The 17,299-nt window shown below is 61.1% G+C and carries 13 protein-coding genes and 1 pseudogene; 8 read left to right on the top strand and 6 right to left on the bottom strand.

From position 1 onward, the window contains the following. Positions 1–60: 60 nt before the first annotated feature. From DI041_RS01955 to DI041_RS01930, 6 genes and pseudogenes are all read left to right on the top strand, one after another. Positions 61–990 (top strand): annotated as a pseudogene (locus tag DI041_RS01955) (LysR family transcriptional regulator). 551 nt (positions 991–1,541) lie between these two features. Continuing rightward, positions 1,542–1,898, top strand: a complete 357-nt coding sequence (locus DI041_RS01950) for a hypothetical protein (protein WP_136639449.1) — start codon at positions 1,542–1,544, stop codon at positions 1,896–1,898. Positions 1,899–2,677: 779 nt separating this feature from the next. Continuing rightward, a complete protein-coding gene (locus DI041_RS01945; protein ID WP_136639450.1) occupies positions 2,678–4,087 on the top strand; it encodes a DUF2130 domain-containing protein in 1,410 nt (469 codons plus the stop codon). A gap of 74 nt (positions 4,088–4,161) precedes the next feature. Then, positions 4,162–5,316, top strand: coding sequence for an SIR2 family protein (locus DI041_RS01940; protein ID WP_248298495.1), 1,155 nt, complete (start codon positions 4,162–4,164; stop codon positions 5,314–5,316). Then, positions 5,316–7,091, top strand: coding sequence for an ATP-binding protein (locus tag DI041_RS01935; protein WP_136639452.1), 1,776 nt, complete (start codon positions 5,316–5,318; stop codon positions 7,089–7,091). Before DI041_RS01940 ends, DI041_RS01935 begins: the two co-directional genes overlap by 1 nt. A gap of 2 nt (positions 7,092–7,093) precedes the next feature. Further along, complete coding sequence (locus DI041_RS01930; RefSeq protein WP_106549632.1) at positions 7,094–7,306, top strand: KTSC domain-containing protein; 213 nt, start codon at positions 7,094–7,096, stop codon at positions 7,304–7,306. Between the two features lie 79 nt (positions 7,307–7,385). On the opposite strand, the gene guaA is transcribed toward DI041_RS01930, so the two are convergent. From guaA to moeB, 6 genes are all read right to left on the bottom strand, one after another. Beyond that, positions 7,386–8,951 (bottom strand): glutamine-hydrolyzing GMP synthase, encoded by a 1,566-nt coding sequence (gene guaA / locus DI041_RS01925; RefSeq protein WP_136639453.1) that lies wholly within the window; start codon positions 8,949–8,951, stop codon positions 7,386–7,388. Next, on the bottom strand, positions 8,948–9,424 hold the full coding sequence (locus tag DI041_RS01920; RefSeq protein WP_211195214.1) for a hypothetical protein: 477 nt from the start codon (positions 9,422–9,424) through the stop codon (positions 8,948–8,950). Before DI041_RS01920 ends, guaA begins: the two co-directional genes overlap by 4 nt. A 107-nt stretch (positions 9,425–9,531) precedes the next feature. Further along, positions 9,532–10,989 (bottom strand): IMP dehydrogenase, encoded by a 1,458-nt coding sequence (gene guaB / locus DI041_RS01915; RefSeq protein ID WP_136639455.1) that lies wholly within the window; start codon positions 10,987–10,989, stop codon positions 9,532–9,534. A gap of 135 nt (positions 10,990–11,124) precedes the next feature. Further along, the gene (gene folD, locus DI041_RS01910) at positions 11,125–12,003 is read right to left on the bottom strand and encodes a bifunctional methylenetetrahydrofolate dehydrogenase/methenyltetrahydrofolate cyclohydrolase FolD (RefSeq protein ID WP_136639456.1); all 879 of its coding nucleotides are present in this window, start codon (positions 12,001–12,003) and stop codon (positions 11,125–11,127) included. Positions 12,004–12,180: 177 nt separating this feature from the next. Next, complete coding sequence (locus DI041_RS01905; protein WP_046982890.1) at positions 12,181–14,013, bottom strand: monovalent cation:proton antiporter-2 (CPA2) family protein; 1,833 nt, start codon at positions 14,011–14,013, stop codon at positions 12,181–12,183. Positions 14,014–14,290: 277 nt separating this feature from the next. Beyond that, on the bottom strand, positions 14,291–15,427 hold the full coding sequence (gene moeB, locus DI041_RS01900; RefSeq protein WP_136639457.1) for a molybdopterin-synthase adenylyltransferase MoeB: 1,137 nt from the start codon (positions 15,425–15,427) through the stop codon (positions 14,291–14,293). A gap of 89 nt (positions 15,428–15,516) precedes the next feature. Here moeB and DI041_RS01895 point away from each other — a divergent pair, with 89 nt between their 5' ends. Then, positions 15,517–16,332 (top strand): AraC family transcriptional regulator, encoded by an 816-nt coding sequence (locus DI041_RS01895; protein ID WP_136639458.1) that lies wholly within the window; start codon positions 15,517–15,519, stop codon positions 16,330–16,332. A 74-nt stretch (positions 16,333–16,406) separates the two neighbouring features. Further along, entirely contained in the window at positions 16,407–17,057 is a 651-nt protein-coding gene (locus tag DI041_RS01890; protein ID WP_136639459.1) for a LysE family translocator, read from the top strand. The last annotated feature ends 242 nt before the right edge of the window (positions 17,058–17,299 follow it).

Below are 17,299 nucleotides of genomic sequence, written 5' to 3'. Positions count from 1 at the left end.
CATCGCCCCAGCAGCGATAAATTGGCCCTGTCGCAAAACATCTGTTCCCCGGAGAGCCAAATGAGCCGCAAGTTCGACTACCTGGGCGATGTGGAGGTGTTCCTGGCGGTGGTCGAGCACGGCTCGTTCACCGCCGGCGCGGTGGCGCTGTCCACCACGCCCTCGGTGCTGAGCCGCGCGGTCACCCGCCTGGAAGCGCGGCTGGGCCGGCAGCTGCTGCAGCGGACCACCCGCCGCGTGGGACTGACCGACGCCGGGCGGCTCTATCTGGAACAGGTGCGCACCGCCTTTGGCCTGCTGGACGAGGCCGAGCGCGACGTACTGGCCCAGGACGGTGCGCTGGCCGGCCGCGTGCGCCTGAGCGTGCCCACCACCTATGGCCACTACCGGCTGCCGCCCGTGCTGGCACGGTTTGCGCAGCAGTACCCGTAGGTGCAGGTGGAACTGAACATCACCAACCGTAACGTGGACCTGGTGGCCGAAGGCTTCGACCTGGCCATCCGCCTGGGCCAGCTGCCGGACAGCGGGCTGGTAGCGCGAAAGCTGGAAGACGCGCCGTTGATGCTGGTGGCTTCGCCGGACTACCTGCAGCGCCGGGGTACGCCGCAGACGCTGGACGACCTGCAGCAGCACCTGTGCCTGCCGTTCGTGATGCCGCGCACCGGGCGGCTGGCGCCCTGGGTCTTCCGCGACGGCGGGCGCGACGTGGACTGGCTGCCGCGCTCGTCCATCGAGACCTCCGACGATGTGCTGGGCGTGGTGTCGCTGGCCGAACAGGGCATCGGCATCTGCCAGAGCTATGATTTCATCGTGCGCGAGCGGCTGTTGCGTGGGGAGCTGGTGGAAGTGCTGCCGCAGCTGCGGGGGAGATCTCGGCCGTTCTCGGTGATCTATGCGCCGCATCGGCGGCAGTCGGCGGCGGCGCGGGCGATGATTGAGGCGATGATTGATTTGCTGGTGGGGAATGCGGCTGAGGATGGCGTTGGTTGAGGCTGCGAGGTTCGCTGGCGTTGTCGGGATTGAACCGATTTTCGGGGAGTGCGGCTGATCCGGCGCCGCTGCCTGCCGAGGCGGACTAAGAACTGTTGCAAAGGAAGCCGTCGCGCTATTCGCTTGTGGCGTGGGCGATTGCGGCAGTTTGGTTCGCAACTAACAGAGCAGCTGCGCGAATGCGTCTGGTGACGTCGCGTCTTGCACGAATGGTGCGTGCAACAATAGTTCTTCGCTCTCGGATTCAACGATTCGTTCGCGAATTTCTATTGGCATTCGAAGCGACGGCGTAAACACCATGACGTGCCACCGACAACGGGTGGCTCCGGGTCTGCAAACCCGTTTGATGCACGCGCAAGTTGTTTACGCTTGCCCGTCGGCACCGTCCTTAACCGGTGCCGGCGGGCAATCCGTCGGCCTTTCTGGCGGGCGGTGCGTGGGAGTCTTCGGACTCACCGGCCAATAGCGCTGCATCAACCGGTTTGCAGCCACGCATCGTCCGCCACCTCTTCGCGGTGGCGCTGTTAAGCACAGCCACGGAAGCCGACGCCATGAACGAATCCGACACCTTCTCTTCGTACACCGTTGTTGAACCCATCAACGACGACACTCCCCTACCCGACCTGAACTCCCTGCTCGGCATCCTCAAGCGCATGCGCGGCTGCGAGGGGGCTGATGGGCATCCCTGGCCGGAGAACGACGTGTCACCGGGCCGCCGCGTAAGCCTGGCGAGGAGTGAGCGCGCGATGGTTGGCGCGCTTACGGTGCTGGAGCTGCTGCACGCGGCGGACCGCTGCCGGGTGGCTGCGGACCCAGAGCGGCATTTGGATGAGGGGGTTGTGGATGGGTTGTTTTTGGCTTGCCGAGGGCTGGTTGAGTGGGCTTGTCGGGAGGTTAGGCCGGAGTGAGAGCGTGCGCGCGCCAGCTAGCCGCCCTAGTTTGTAACTCGCACTGTCTGCCAACCGTTTGCAGCGGCTGGCGCTAGGCCCTACTAACGCGTAGGTCCGCGACATGCCCACTTGCGAGAATCCACCCTTCTCTGCAAATGGCTCCATCAACGAAGGCGCCTGCCCATTTCCCGGAACTCCTCATGTTCCAGGGCTGCTTCAAGCGCGATCGCGAACCGGGCCGGAGGAGAAGCTCTCTGAAGGCGCCACCGACGGGCTCTGACAGGCGTTGGCCGTGCGGCAGTGGCCATTCTGGCCGCGGTGGAGATCCCGCACGCAGCAAGGCGCCATGAGGCGATGTCCACGCCCGACTGACATCTGGAAGAGGGCCTAGTTGAGGGCTTTCACTTTGCTGGACGAGAGCTGGTCGAGCTGGTCTATAGGGAAGCTAGGCCACCGTAGGGGGAAAAATAACTGGACCGATACAGAGAGGATTCGAGCTCGCGGAATACTACTTTCGTTCTATAGCTTTGTACTCGACACGCCCGCCCAACTAAAGTCTCATCACCGCATTGAAAGTTTTAAGCGCGGGGGTGACACCGAATTCTTCGACACGCATGGGGGCCGTAGTAACGCAGCGCGATCATATGCCCGAGGCAAGCTATGACACGACTATGAGACAAGCACGCGATGTTCATCTACTATCCGACAGATCCCCCCAACTAGTTGTCTCCGCGCCGCCAGTGGCAAACCGGCTTGGGGTCGGTCAGAGTTAGTTGAAATCGATCGGAGATCATAGAATGCCCGAGATCATCTGCCCGCACTGCGCCAAAGCCTTCAAGATTGACGGCTCTGGCTATGCGGCAATCCTAAAGCAAGTCCGAGATGCCGAATTTGAAAGGCAACTTCGAGAGCGGCTTGACCTAGCCGAGCAAGAGAAGAGAAGCGCCGTTGAACTTGCCGTAGCAGCGAGCACAAGAGACCTTCAAAAAAAGGAATTCGACAAGGATCGCGAGATACAAAGACTACAATCAAAAATCGATGGAGAGGAAACTGCTCGACAGCTAGCTGTTCGCGAAGCACTTGACGGCATAGAGAAGCAGCGCGATGACTTAGCGAGACAGCTTGAACAAACGCGATCAGATAACGCGAGCGCGCTGAGCTTGATGGAAGTCAAACTATCACGAGACCTCGCCATTGCAACGTCATCCAAGGACCGCGAGATCCAAGAATTAAAGAACCAGCTCGACAACTCTAAAGCAAGCAACAAACTGGAAATCTCCCAAGCAGTTGGCAAGGAAGAGAAACAGGCCCAGGAACTTCGAAGTCAACTTGAAAAATCCGAGCTTGAACGCCTTCTTGCAGAGAAATCTCTAAAGGACAAGTATGAGACTTTACTTAAGGATCGCGATGAGTCCATAGAGAGACTACGTGACATGAAGGTACGACTTTCCACCAAGATGCTGGGAGAAACACTCGAGCAACATTGCGAGAATGAGTTCAACAGGATCCGCGCGACCGCCTTTCCGACGGCGTACTTTGAAAAAGATAATGATGCGCGATCTGGCAGCAAAGGTGATTATATTTTTCGCGACACCGATATATCCGGCGTCGAGATCACCTCGATCATGTTTGAGATGAAGAATGAAGCAGATCGAACTTCAACTAAAAGTAAGAACGAAGACTTCTTCAAAGAGCTCGACAAGGATCGTTCCCAGAAGGGGTGTGAGTACGCAGTCCTGGTTTCACTCCTTGAGCCAGACAGTGACCTATACAACACAGGGATCGTCGACGTCTCGCACCGGTACGCAAAGATGTACGTTATCAGGCCACAGTTCTTCATACAATTGATTGCATTGATCAGAAACGCATCACTCAATTCACTAAAATATAGGTCTGAGCTTGCGCTGATGAAAGCCCAAAACATTGACATAACAAACTTCGAGGATCAACTGGACTCATTCAAGTCGGCCTTCTCAAAGAATTACGACCTGGCGGCCAAGAGATTTCAGACTGCCATCATTGAAATTGATAAGTCAATTGACCACCTACAGAAGACGAAAGACGCACTATTGGGGACGGATCGAAATCTCCGGCTGGCCAACGATAAAGCCCAAGACGTTACGATAAAAAAGCTCACCAAGGGAAACCCAACAATGGCATCCAAGTTCAATGATCTCAAAGGAGATGGACAGCAAAACTCCAAGTAATCACGAAAGGAGATAATTGTTATTCTATACAGGGGGAAATTATGGACAACACATCACACAACCCAGATCAGTATATGTTCGCGCTGCGCCAGCTCGCGACAAATGGAAGAAAGAGAATAGCAATACTCCTCGGAGCTGGAGCGCCTGTCAGCATCAATACGAGCAATGACGAAACCTGGAAGCCATTAATACCAAACATTGCGGGACTGGAATTAATAGTCCTCGAAAGCCTTAACCCAGCTCAAGCAACAGCATACTCCAAGATAAGGGACTCCATAGCGGACTCTAACTTGGAAAAGGTCCTATCCAGAATTAGAATGCTATCTGAGGTTGTCGGCGACGGGAATATTTTCGAGTCGTCTGCTGCCGACTTCAACGATCTCTCTGAATCAATCTGCAATTCCATCAGACGGGTGGTATCCCAGGATCTTCCAGAAGGCGCCAATCCATATTCAGAGCTAGTCTCATGGATTAATGGAATAGATCGAAAGCATGCAGTCGAAATCTTTACAACCAATTATGACTTACTCCTGGAGAATGCGTTGGAGCGCGCGCGAACACCGTACTTCGATGGTTTTAGCGGGTCGAAGTCAGCATTCTTTGATCCTTCAAGTATCGCAAAAAACGATCTACCTGCGAGGTGGGTGCGGCTCTGGAAGCTTCACGGATCGATCGGATGGGAAACCAACAGAAAGGGCGAGGTAGTTCGGATCCCGAACTCAACTAACGCAAATTTGGTCTACCCATCCCACATTAAGTACGATCAAACACAAGCAGCACCGTTCTCCTCGCTTTTTGAGCGTCTGAAGAATTTTATTCTGGAGCCTGACACGCTGATCATAAGCACAGGCTTCTCATTTGCCGATGCGCACATCTCATCTCGACTACTTGAGTGTTTGCTGGCGAACCCATCATCTGCATTGTTCGCGTTTCAGTTTAATAGTCTCGCCGAAGAGATCTCAGCCAAATCGCTAGCACTCAAATGCCCCGGCATCAGTGCATTCTGCAGTGATGGTGCAGTAATTAATGGCGTTGAAGCAAAGTGGAAGATTGGCGCACAGCCAACGCGCACTTGGCACGAAATTAGGTCCGAGTACTACAAGGACGGCAAGTTCCTCCTCGGTGACTTCAAGAAGCTTGCGCGTTTCCTAGCGATCGCAGGTAGTGACGTGTCGCAAGAGGCACCGTTGCAACCAACTCCTCAAGACGCTGCAACGGGGGATAATTAGTGGCAACTCAGCCCACCTACCTAGGCCTCGTTAGTTCAGTATCCAGTTCATCGATTTCGGTTGAGATAGCATCCACGGTCGACTCTGGAATTGTTGTGCTTGAAGGACGGAACTACAGAATTGGCCAAGTCGGAAGCTTTGTAAAAATACCAATCGGATACAACCACCTCTACGGAATAATATCCGAATCGAGTGAAACATCAACACTCAACCTCGAGGAAACGATTTCCTCCGATAGAAAGTGGATTAAGGTAGAGCTGGTTGGCGAATCTATTGGCGGAGTATTCGACAGGGGAATCAGCGAGTACCCAAGCATCGGCGACCAAGTCCACTTTGTTGTAGATAGCGACTTAAAGAGAATATTTAGAAATGATCTGAAAAGCCACTTCCAAGTGGGACGCCTTTCAAGCTCAGAGGGAATTGAGGTAAGCCTTGACCTAAATAAGCTCGTCGCACGACACTCCGCAGTCCTTGGCTCTACTGGATCTGGAAAGTCCACAAGCACAGCGAGCATTTTGAGATCAATGCTTATCGGCTCTGATGAGAGGCCTGCGCCATCAGCCCGCGTAATGCTAATTGATATCCACGGCGAATACGGTCCCGCGCTGAGCGATATCGCAAAGTCTTTCTCTATATTGCCCAAGGAAGGAAATCAGCTCTACATTCCTTATTGGTGCATATCCCCAGACAAGCTGTTTGATCTTGTTTTTAATAGTCCTAATGAATCTCAAAGATCGTCTTTTATGGACAAGGTAGTTGAGGAGAAGAGACTAGGAATCGGGACAAATGGAATCGCCAACATCGACCCGAGCAATGTTACCAGCAGCACGCCTCTTCCATATCGAATCAAAAAGATCTGGTATGACCTTTGCCACGACGACGGAGTGAACTACTCCGACGCCGAAATGACGAAGCCAGCCTATGCAGAAGGCGGCGAGGGGGATTTCGAAACATTGATAGCTCCCAAGTTTCTTCCTCCTGGGGCAGGAAGTTCACTCCCCAAGAAGGGTGGACCTGGAGCACTCAAGAGGCAGCTCGACCTTATGAAATCGAGGCTGCTCGATACACAGTTCTCCTTCCTACTTCAGCCTGGTGATTGGAACCCAGAAAAGGATGGGACAGTCAAAAGAGATCTGGACGGGCTTCTCGATGAGTGGCTGGGGCATGACAAGCCGGTTACTATTTTCGACCTCTCCGGAATGCCTTCAGCCAGGCTTAGCCTGCTTCTTGGAGCGCTTCTAGACATACTTTTTGAAGCAGCTATCTGGGGCAGGAATGCAAAAGAAGGCATGCGCGAACGACCTTTGCTGATCGTTCTAGAGGAAGCGCACCGCTACCTCGGAAAGTCTCAGGGAGGCGAATCAAAGGAGATGGTCCAGCGAATTGCCAAGGAAGGCAGGAAGTTTGGTGTTGGCGCCATGATTGTTAGCCAACGTCCTTCGGAGATAGACGAAACTATACTTTCACAGTGTGGAACGATAATTTCCCTTCGAATTAACAATTCAACCGATAGAGGAATTGTGAAGGCAGCCATGTCCGATGGGCTCGCCGGAGTAATTGATTCACTACCAGTACTGCGGACGGGGGAAGCAGTAATAGTCGGCGAGGCTGCGCAACTACCAACTCGTTGCAGATTCAATGTCCTACCTGAAGGGAAATATCCAACAAGCGGAGATCCAGAGATCGGCAGTAGGTGGCGCGCAGACCGAGGCGCCGAAGATTACTCCAAGCTCGTAAGCGCCTGGAGAAACCAAGACAGCAGTCAAAAGGACTAGCAATGGAACGCAATCCAGTGAGCTCATCGAACCTCGCGTCAGTTGGGTACCACGAAGAATCACAGACACTTGAGGTTGAATTTCTAAAGGGCGGCATCTACCAGTACTTCGGCGTCCCTCCTTACGTCCATCAAGAGCTAATTTCGGCACCTTCCGTTGGGAGCTATTTTGCAAAGAACGTCAAAAATTCATATAGCTACTCGCAAGTAGGCTAGCCAAATTTACTGACGTTGGCGTTCAGCACTGGACGCCTACAAAGAACAAGGGCGCCTCTCGGCGCCCTCGTTCTTAAACTCACTCCCACTCAATAGTAGCCGGCGGCTTCCCCGAGATGTCATAAACAACCCGCGACACCCCCCGCAACTCATTGATGATCCGGTTGCTCACCGTACCCAGGAACTCATACGGCAGATGCGCCCAGTGCGCGGTCATGAAGTCGATCGTCTCCACGGCCCGCAGCGCAATCACCCACTCATAAGCGCGCGCGTCGCCCACCACGCCCACCGACTTCACCGGCAGGAACACGGCAAAGGCCTGGCTGGTCTTGTCGTACAGATCCGCCTTGCGCAGCTCATCGATGAAGATGGCATCGGCCTTGGCCAGCAGCTCAGCGTATTCGCGCTTCACTTCGCCCAGGATACGCACGCCCAGGCCCGGGCCCGGGAACGGATGGCGGTAGACCATGGTGCGCGGCAGGCCCAGCTCAACGCCCAGGCGGCGCACTTCGTCCTTGAACAGCTCGCGCAGCGGCTCCACCAGGCCCAGCTTCATGTGCTCCGGCAGGCCGCCCACGTTGTGGTGGCTCTTGATCACATGCGCCTTGCCGGTCTTGCTGCCGGCCGACTCGATCACGTCCGGGTAGATGGTGCCCTGCGCCAGCCACTTGGCGTTCTTCAGCTTGTTCGACTCTTCATCGAAGATCTCAACGAACAGGTTGCCGATGATCTTGCGCTTGGCTTCCGGGTCGCTCACGCCTTCCAGCGCAGCGAAGTAACGGTCGGCGGCATTCACGCGCACCACCTTCACGCCCATGTGCTCGGCGAACATCGCCATCACTTGGTCGCCTTCCTGCCAACGCAGCAGGCCGGTATCCACGAACACGCAGGTCAGCTTGTCGCCGATGGCCTTGTGCAGCAGTGCAGCCACGACGGACGAATCGACGCCGCCGGACAGGCCCAGGATCACTTCGTCATCGCCCACCTGTTCGCGCACGCGGGCGATCTGGTCGTCGATGATGTTGGCAGCGGTCCACAGGGTCTGGCAGCCGCACACGTCCACCACGAAGCGGCGCAGCAGCGCCTGGCCCTGCAGGGTGTGGGTCACTTCCGGGTGGAACTGCACGCCGTACCAGCGCTTTTCTTCGTTGGCCATGGCGGCCACCGGAATGCGGTCGGTGGTGGCGGTGATGGTGAAGCCCGGCGGTGCAACGGAGACGTGGTCGCCGTGGCTCATCCAGACATTCAACTTCGGCTCGCCGCCGTGGTCGCTCAGGCCCTTGAACAGTGCATCCGGGTTGATCACGTTCACTTCGGCGTGGCCGAATTCGCGCTGGTCCGCCGCTTCGGTGGCACCGCCCAGCTGGGCAGCCAGGGTCTGCATGCCGTAGCAGATGCCGAAGATCGGAAGGCCGCTGTCGAACACTTCCTGCGGCGCGGCCGGGGCACCCGGCAGCGTGGTCGATTCCGGGCCACCGGACAGGATGATGCCCTTGGCGCCAAACGCGGCGATCTCGGCCGGGTTGTGGTCCCACGCCCAGATTTCGCAGTAGACGCCCAGCTCGCGGATGCGGCGGGCGATCAGCTGCGTGTACTGCGCGCCGAAATCGAGGATCAGGATCTTGTCGTTATGGATGTTGGTCATGGTGCCGTTCCAGTGGTGTTTTTCGCAGCGCCCGGCGCTTCAAGGCTCTGCGTCAGCGTGGCGATGAACGCCTCGCGTTGTTGAATATGTGAGGTGTCTTCCTCGTCCCAGCGCAGCATCAGCAGGCCGTGCGGTGCGTTGGGATTGGAGCGGTCAGCGCGCGGCAGCTCAGCGATTTCCTGCACTTCGGTGCCGGGCACGATGCGCCGTTGCAGCGCCGCCATCGAGACGCCCGAATCCGCAGCGCCCCAGGACGCCCAGCGCACACTCATCCGTGCGGGCTCCAGCGAGCCCAACACCGGCGTCAGCACCGGATCATCCGGCCCGTGCAGCAGCTCGGTAATGCATTGCAGCGTGACCTGCAGCGGGCGCTCGCCGGTGCCTTTCAGCAGCCAGCGCTGCTCGCCAGCGGCCTGCACCTGCCAGCCCTTCGGCAGCGAGAACGCGTTCTGGCACGCCTGTACGTCCTGCAATTGCGAAACCGCCGCGCCCGGAGACCCGGAGCGCGGCGGCGGTTCGGACAACGAACAGCCTGCCATCAGCAGGCTGCCCGTAATCGCAAGAGCAGTTCGCAAGCGCATCAGGCGCGGTAGTTCGGCGGCTCTTTGGTGATCGTCACGTCGTGGACGTGGCTCTCACGCTGGCCGGCGCCGCTGATCTTCACGAACTTGGGCTTGCTGCGCATGTCTTCGATGGTGGCGCAGCCCACGTAGCCCATGGTGGCACGTAGGCCGCCCATCAGCTGGTGGATGATGCCGCCCACCGGGCCGCGGTACGGCACGCGGCCTTCGATGCCTTCCGGCACCAGCTTGTCGGCGGTGGCGGCGTCCTGGAAGTAGCGGTCCTTCGACCCCTTCTCCATGGCGGCCAGCGAACCCATGCCGCGGTAGCTCTTGTACGAACGGCCCTGGTACAGCTCGGTCTCGCCCGGCGATTCCTCGGTACCGGCCAGCAGGCCACCGACCATGATGGTCGAGGCACCGGCGGCCAGCGCCTTGCCGATGTCGCCCGAGTAGCGGACGCCACCGTCGGCGATCAACGGGATGCGGTCCTGCAGCGCTTCGGCCACCAGGTCAATGGCGGTGACCTGCGGCACGCCGACGCCGGCGACGACGCGGGTGGTGCAGATCGAGCCCGGGCCGATGCCGACCTTGACTGCGTCCGCGCCGCTGTCCAGCAGCGCCAATGCGGCTTCGCCGGTGCAGATGTTGCCACCGATGACCTGCACGTTCGGGAAGTTCTTCTTGACCCAGCTGACGCGGTCCAGCACGCCCTGCGAGTGGCCGTGCGCGGTATCGACCACGATCACGTCCACGCCGGCGGCGACCAGCGCTTCCACGCGGCGATCGGTATCGCCACCCACGCCGACGGCTGCACCGACCAGCAGGCGGGTCGACAGATCCTTGGCAGCGTTCGGGAAGTCGGTGTTCTTCTGGATGTCCTTGACGGTGATCAGGCCACGCAGGGCGAAATCATCGTTGACCACCAGCACCTTTTCGATGCGGTTGCGGTGCAGCAGCTGCAGCACTTCGTCAGAGGCGGCGCCTTCCTTGACCGTGATCAGGCGATCCTTCTTGGTCATGATGTGGCGGACCGGATCGTCCAGCTCGGTCTCGAAGCGCATATCGCGGTGAGTCACGATGCCGGCCAGCAGGCCGTCGCTGCCCACCACCGGCACGCCGGAGATGTTGTGCGCCTGGGTCAGGGCCAGCACGTCGCGGATGGTGGTTTCCGGGCCGACGGTGATCGGGTCGCGGATGACGCCGGCCTCGAACTTCTTGACCTTGGCCACTTCCGCGGCCTGCTGTTCCAGGCTGAGATTCTTGTGGATGATGCCCATGCCGCCGAGCTGTGCCATGGCGATGGCCAGGCGGGCTTCGGTGACGGTATCCATGGCTGCGGACAGGATCGGAAGCTTCAGCTTCAGGTCGCGAGTCAACCGCGTTTCGAGGTTGACGTCCTTGGGCAGGATGGTCGAATGAGCGGGGACGAGCGAGACGTCGTCGTAAGTGAGTGCTTCAGCCTGGATGCGCAGCATCGGCATACCCGAGATGTGGGGAAGCGCGACATTTTACCCTGTTTTGGCGACCAAGAACAGTAATTTTGGTAACCGGAAATAGGTAATCCTGCGACACAGTGTCGCGCGGGCGGGGATCTGTTCAGGGCACTACCGTCAAACCCCAGCTTCCGCCGCTTCCAACGTGTTCTGCATCAACGTGGCCACGGTCATCGGGCCCACGCCGCCCGGCACCGGGGTGATCCAGCTGGCCCGCTGGGCAGCCGCTTCAAACCCGACATCACCCACCAGCCGGCCGTCGTCCAACCGATTGATACCAACATCGATCACCACCGCGCCCGGCTTCACCCACTCGCCCGGCACGATGCCCGGGCGGCCCACCGCCACCACCAGGATGTCGGCGTTGCGCACGGCCTGTTCAAGCACGTCCTTGGGAGTGAACTTGTGGCAGCTGGTCACGGTGCAGCCGGCAATCAGCAGCTCCAGGCCCATCGGCCGGCCGACGTGGTTACTGACGCCGACGATGGTGGCGTTGCGGCCGCGCACCGGCTGGTCGGTGTGGCCCAGCAGCGTGGTGATACCACGCGGGGTGCACGGGCGCAGGCCGAACTCGCGCAGGGCCAGGTGGCCGACGTTTTCCGGATGGAAGCCGTCCACGTCCTTGCGCGGGTCGATGCGCTGGATCAGGCGGCGCGCGTCGGGGATGCCCGGCAGCGGCAGCTGGATCAGGATGCCGTTGATCTTCGGATCGGCGTTGAGCTGGTCGATCAGGTCGAGCAGCTCGGCTTCGGTGGTACCGGCCGGAAGATCGTAGTCATGCGCTTCGATGCCGACCTTCTCGGCGGCACGGCGCTTGTTGCGCACGTACACGGTCGAGGCCGGGTCGCCACCGACCAGCACCACGGCCAGGCCCGGGCGGCTGCCACCTGCGGCGACACGGGCGTCGACCCGCACCTTCAGGCTGTCGAGCAGGTCCTCGGCGATGCGGCGGCCATCAAGGATGCGGGCAGGAAGCTGGGGGGCGGAATCGGTCATCGGGAGCGGGCGTGGGGCGGCGGGGACGCTATTGTCCCCGATTCAGGCCCCCTCGCCCACCGCGGAATGGGGTCCTGATGGGGTCGGATCCCTTTGCCACAGGCAAAGGGCTCTGACCCCAACATGGCAAAACGGGTCAGAGCCCTTTCCTTTGGAAAGGGATCCGACCCGCAGACCTTATTCTTCCTCTTCCGGCACATCCTGCGGGTTCAGCGTCTTGCTCTCCCGCTTCGGCGCGGTGAACGGGGTCGGTGTCGGCACGCCCTGTGGCGTGTTGCCGTACATCATCCGCGCTCCGTCAGTCAGCCCGGCACCGGCAATCTCCAGCTCGAATCGTTCGGCATCGCGGCGGCGAATCTCGGTCGCGATCTCGATCGCATCGTCTTCGTCAGCGCCCAGCTCGACCAGTGCAGACTGGCCGAACAGCACTGCCGATTCAAAGGTCTCGCGGATCTGGAAATCGACACCGGCATGGATCAGCCGCAGCGAGTGCTCGCGGTCGAACGAACGCACCATCAGCTTGGCCTGCGGGAACTCGTGCGCCACCAGTTCAACGATACGATCGGCGGCCTCAGCCTTGTCCACGCACACCGCAATCGCACGTGCGGTGGCCGCGCCCGAGGCATGCAGCACGTCCAGACGCGTGCCGTCGCCGTAGTAGATCTTGAAACCGAATCGCGCCGCGCTCTGGATCATCTCCACATCGTTGTCGATGATGGTCACATCCACGTCGCGCGCCAGCAGCGACTGGCTGGCGACCTGGCCGAAGCGGCCGAAGCCGATCAGCAGCACGCTGCCGGACAGGCCGTCGGCCTCGTCCACGCCATCCATGTTCACCGTCGGCTTCGGTGCGATGCGCTTGTACACCAGCACCACCAGCGGGGTCAGCGCCATCGACAGCACCACCACGGCGGTGAAGTTGGCATTGATCTCCAGATCGATCACGCCGGCCGATGCGGCGGCGGAGAACAGCACGAACGCGAACTCGCCGCCCTGCGCCATCAGCACGCCGCGATCCAGCGCCTGCGCGTGATCGCTGCCCATGATGCGCGCCACCACGTAGATGCACAGCGCCTTGGCTGCCATCAACGCCAGCACCAGGCCGAGGATCAGCTGCCAGTGCGCGGCCACTACGCTCAGGTCCAGCGCCATGCCCACGCTGAGGAAGAACAGGCCGAGCAGGATGCCGCGGAACGGCTCGATGTCCGCTTCAATCTGGTGACGGAAGGTCGACTCGCTCAGCAGCACGCCGGCGAGGAACGCGCCCATCGCCATCGACAGACCGGACAGCTGCATCAGCAGCGCCGCGCCCAGCACCACCAGCAACGCGGCGGCGGTCATCACCTCGCGCGCCTTCGATTCGGCCAGCACGCGGAACAGCGGGTTGAGCAGGAAGCGGCCGACCAGCACCAGGCCGACGATGGCACCGACGCCGATCGCCACCGACAGCCAGCGCGAACCTTCGCCATCGGCACTGCCCGCGCTCGGGCCCATCCAGGCCACCAGCGCCAGCAACGGCACGATCAGCAGGTCCTCAAACAGCAGGATGGAGACAATCTTCTGCCCCGACGGCAGCGCGATGTCGCCGCGCTCGGCCAGCAGCTGCATCACCACCGCGGTGGAGGTGAGCACGAAACCGGTGGCACCGATGAAGGCGACCTGCCATGGCAGGCCGAACAGCTTGGCGATGCTGGTCAGCACCAGCGCACAGGTGACGATCTGCAGCGTGCCCAGCCCGAAGATTTCCTTGCGCAGACTCCACAGGTGCGAGGGCCGCATTTCCAGGCCGATCACGAACAGGAACATCACCACGCCGAGCTCGGCGGTATGCAGGATGGCCTGCGGGTCGGAGAACCAGCCCAGCCCGAACGGTCCGATCGCCAGGCCGGCAGCGAAGTAGCCCAGCACCGAGCCCAGGCCGGCCCGGCGGAACAGGGGCACCATCACCACCGCCGCGCCCAACAGGGCCACGACCTTGACCAGCTCGCTGGTCGCTGCTTCTACCGCCATGCGGTGTGTTCCCCAAGATCCAGAATCGGGTTCAACAATAGAGCAATGCCGATGACGGCAATAGCACGCATGTTGCGTCGGATTGTCTTGGAGGTGGAACGATGCCGGGGACAGACCCCAACATCATCCCGAAACCTTGCATGCGCGTCGGTGGGGGCCAACCATGCATGCGCATCGGCGGGCGCCAACCATGCACCCGCTTCGGTAGGTGCCAACCTTGGTTGGCACGAAAGCGCCGACCAAGGTCGGCATCTACCAACGCACTCCCCGGACGGGTTCACCCACCCCGACAGAACGCGGCGTAATCGATATACCCCGGGAACGGCACGCCCGGTGCGCACACCGGGCAATGCGGGTCCGGCCGGATGCCGGTCTCGCGGAAGCGCATGCCCAGCGCATCGAAGCGCAGCAGCCGGCCGACCAGCGGTTCGCCGATGCCGAGCAGCAGCTTCAGCACCTCGGTGGCCTGCAGCACACCGGCCAGGCCGGGCAGCACCCCCAGCACACCGGCCTCGGAACAGTTCGGCGCGAACTCCGGCGGCGGTGGCTCGGGGAACAGGCAGCGGTAGCACGGTGCCGCACCGCGCTGGCGGCCAGCATCGAACACGCTTACCTGGCCGTCGAAGCGCTCGATGGCCGCATAGACCATCGGCTTGGCGTGCTTGATGCAGGCGTCGTTGAGCAGGTAGCGCAGCGGGAAGTTGTCCGAACCATCCAGCACCACGTCCACGCCGTCCAGCAGGCGATCGACATTCCCGGAGGTCACCCGCTCGGGCACCGCCTCGACCTCGATCGACGGGTTCAACGCCAGCAGCCGCTCGCGCGCGGAATCGACCTTGAGCTGGCCGACGCTGGCTTCGGTATGCACGATCTGCCGGTGCAGATTGCTGCGCTCCACGCGGTCATGGTCGGCGAAGCGCAGATGCCCTACCCCGGCCGCAGCCAGATAGAAGCCGGCCGGCGCACCCAGGCCGCCGGCACCCAGCACCAGCACCCGCGACTGCTGCAGCCGGCGCTGGCCGGCCTCGCCCACCTGCGGCAGCAGCAGGTGGCGCGAGTAGCGGTCGTAGAAGTCGCGATCGGCGGCACTGGTCAGCGGCTGCACCAAGGGCAGCGATTGCTCGCGCCAGGCCACGGTGCCGCCCGTCACGGAAGCCACCTGGGTATAGCCGGCGTCCAGCAGGAACTGCGCGGCATCGGCCGAGCGCTTGCCGCTCTGGCAGATCAGCAGGATCTCCTGGTCGTGCCGCGGCAGATGCGCGACCGGGTCGGCCTGCAGCTCGCCCTTGGCCACGCCGCGCGCGCCCTCGGCCATGCCCCCGGCGCGTTCATGCGCCTCGCGCACATCGATCAGCACCGCGCCATGGGCCAGGCGCTCGCGTGCCTGCGCGGGGGAAAGCTCTTGGATGCTCATGGCTGCATTATCGCGCAGACACCCTCGACGCGCCTTGCCCCGAACATGGCACCATGCGGGCGTTGTCCCCTGCATCCCGGAACCGCTGCATGCGCTCTGCCACCGAATTCTGGCGTGACCCGCGCATGCCCTTCGTCGAAAGCCGACGGGCGTGCGACAGCCGCGCCTGCCATCGCCCGCACAGCCATGACACTTTCTCGATCGGCGCCGTGGACGCTGGCAACAGCGTGTTCACCGGCTCGGCGGAAGGACCGCGCCTGCTGCAACCCGGAAATCTGGTCGGCGTACCCGCAGGCCGCGTGCATGCCTGCAACCCCCTGCCCGGCCAGGTCTGGAGCTACCAGATGCTGCACCTGGATGCGCGCTGGATGGCCGAGGTCCGCGCCGAGTATGACGGCCTGCCCGGACCCGATTGGCAGCAGGAACCCATCCGGATTTCCCACCATCGCCCGCGCTACCAGCAGTACTGCCAGCTCAACGAGACGCTGTTCTCCGACGATCCGGTCAGCGTCAAGGAAGCGGCCCTGATCGCGTTCGTCGGCGATCTGGATGAACACGATGGTGTAGCCGTCGCCGGCCCGCCTGAAGACGCCGCACTACAGCAGCGGGTGCAGCCGGTGATGGACGTCCTGCGCGAGCGGCTCGGACACACCCCGGCCCTGCAGGAGCTCGCATCGCTGGCAGGCATGAGCCGCTACCAGCTGATCCGCGCCTTCCGACGTGCCACGGGCCTGACCCCACACGCCTGGCAGATCGACCAGCGCATCCAGGAGGCCCGCCGACGGTTGTGCGAAGGCCAGGCACTGGCCGTGGTCGCGCATGCGCTGGGCTTTGCCGACCAGAGTCATTTCCAGCGGGTCTTCAAGGCCCACGCCGGTGCGACCCCGGGCCAGTACCGGCGTTGAGCCTGCAATAACGTTCAATACCACCGCGCGGCACATCCCCAGACTGGCGCCCCAGCCAGCCGCCGCCGGACCCGATGGAACAGTTCCTGATCATCGCCACCGTACATTTTCTCGCCCTGCTCTCACCCGGTCCCGACTTCTTCCTCGTTGCACGCACCGCGATCACGTCCGGCTGGCGTACTGCCAGCGGCGCCTGTGCCGGCATTGCCTTGGGCAATGGCATCTTCATCGTGGCGGCTTTCACCGGAATAGCCATGCTGCGCGCGGGCAGCGTATGGTTCATTGCTGTGCAGTTGGCGGGCTGCGGGTTCCTGTTGTACCTCGGTACGCTGTTCCTCCGCCATGCGGGTTCGGCGACGCTGCAGGCACCTGAAGCTGCCGCCGGATCACGCGCAGGCGGAACGCACGGTTGGTGGAAGGCCGCCTGGCTGGGGGCACTGTCTGCGCTATTGAACCCGAAGAATGCGCTGTTCTACGCAACGCTGGCCGCGATGCTCAACGGCCCGCAGGCAAGTGCGGTAACAAAGCTGTTCTACGGCGCCTGGATGTTCAGTGTGGTGCTGCTGTGGGATCTGCTGGTGGCGGCACTGGTCGGTCACCCATGGGTGCTGGGCCGATTCGCACGCGCCCTGCCCTGGCTGGAGCGGGCAGCGGGGATCCTGATGATCACGCTGGCAGCATGGATCGTGCTGTCGCTGTTCGTGGGTGCTGCACCCACAGCCTGATCCACATGGATCGTTCACCAGTGACACGGCCGGCATCGACCGCGTGGGCGGGCCTGCCGCAATCGCGTTCAATACGATGATTCCATCGCACTTCACACTCGACAGCTTCTACATGACAGCGGTGGGTTTGCGTGGAGCAGTTCTTCATCGTCGCGACGCTGCATGGCTTCTCCATGGTCCTGCCAGCCTCGAATCACGTGATGATCCTGCGCATCGCGATGGGTGCCGGGTGGCACGCAGCT

Origin of the sequence: Stenotrophomonas maltophilia (assembly GCF_004920835.1) — a bacterium.
Taxonomy (GTDB): Bacteria; Pseudomonadota; Gammaproteobacteria; order Xanthomonadales; family Xanthomonadaceae; genus Stenotrophomonas; species Stenotrophomonas maltophilia_AQ.
This window is presented reverse-complemented; position numbering and strand designations above follow the sequence as displayed.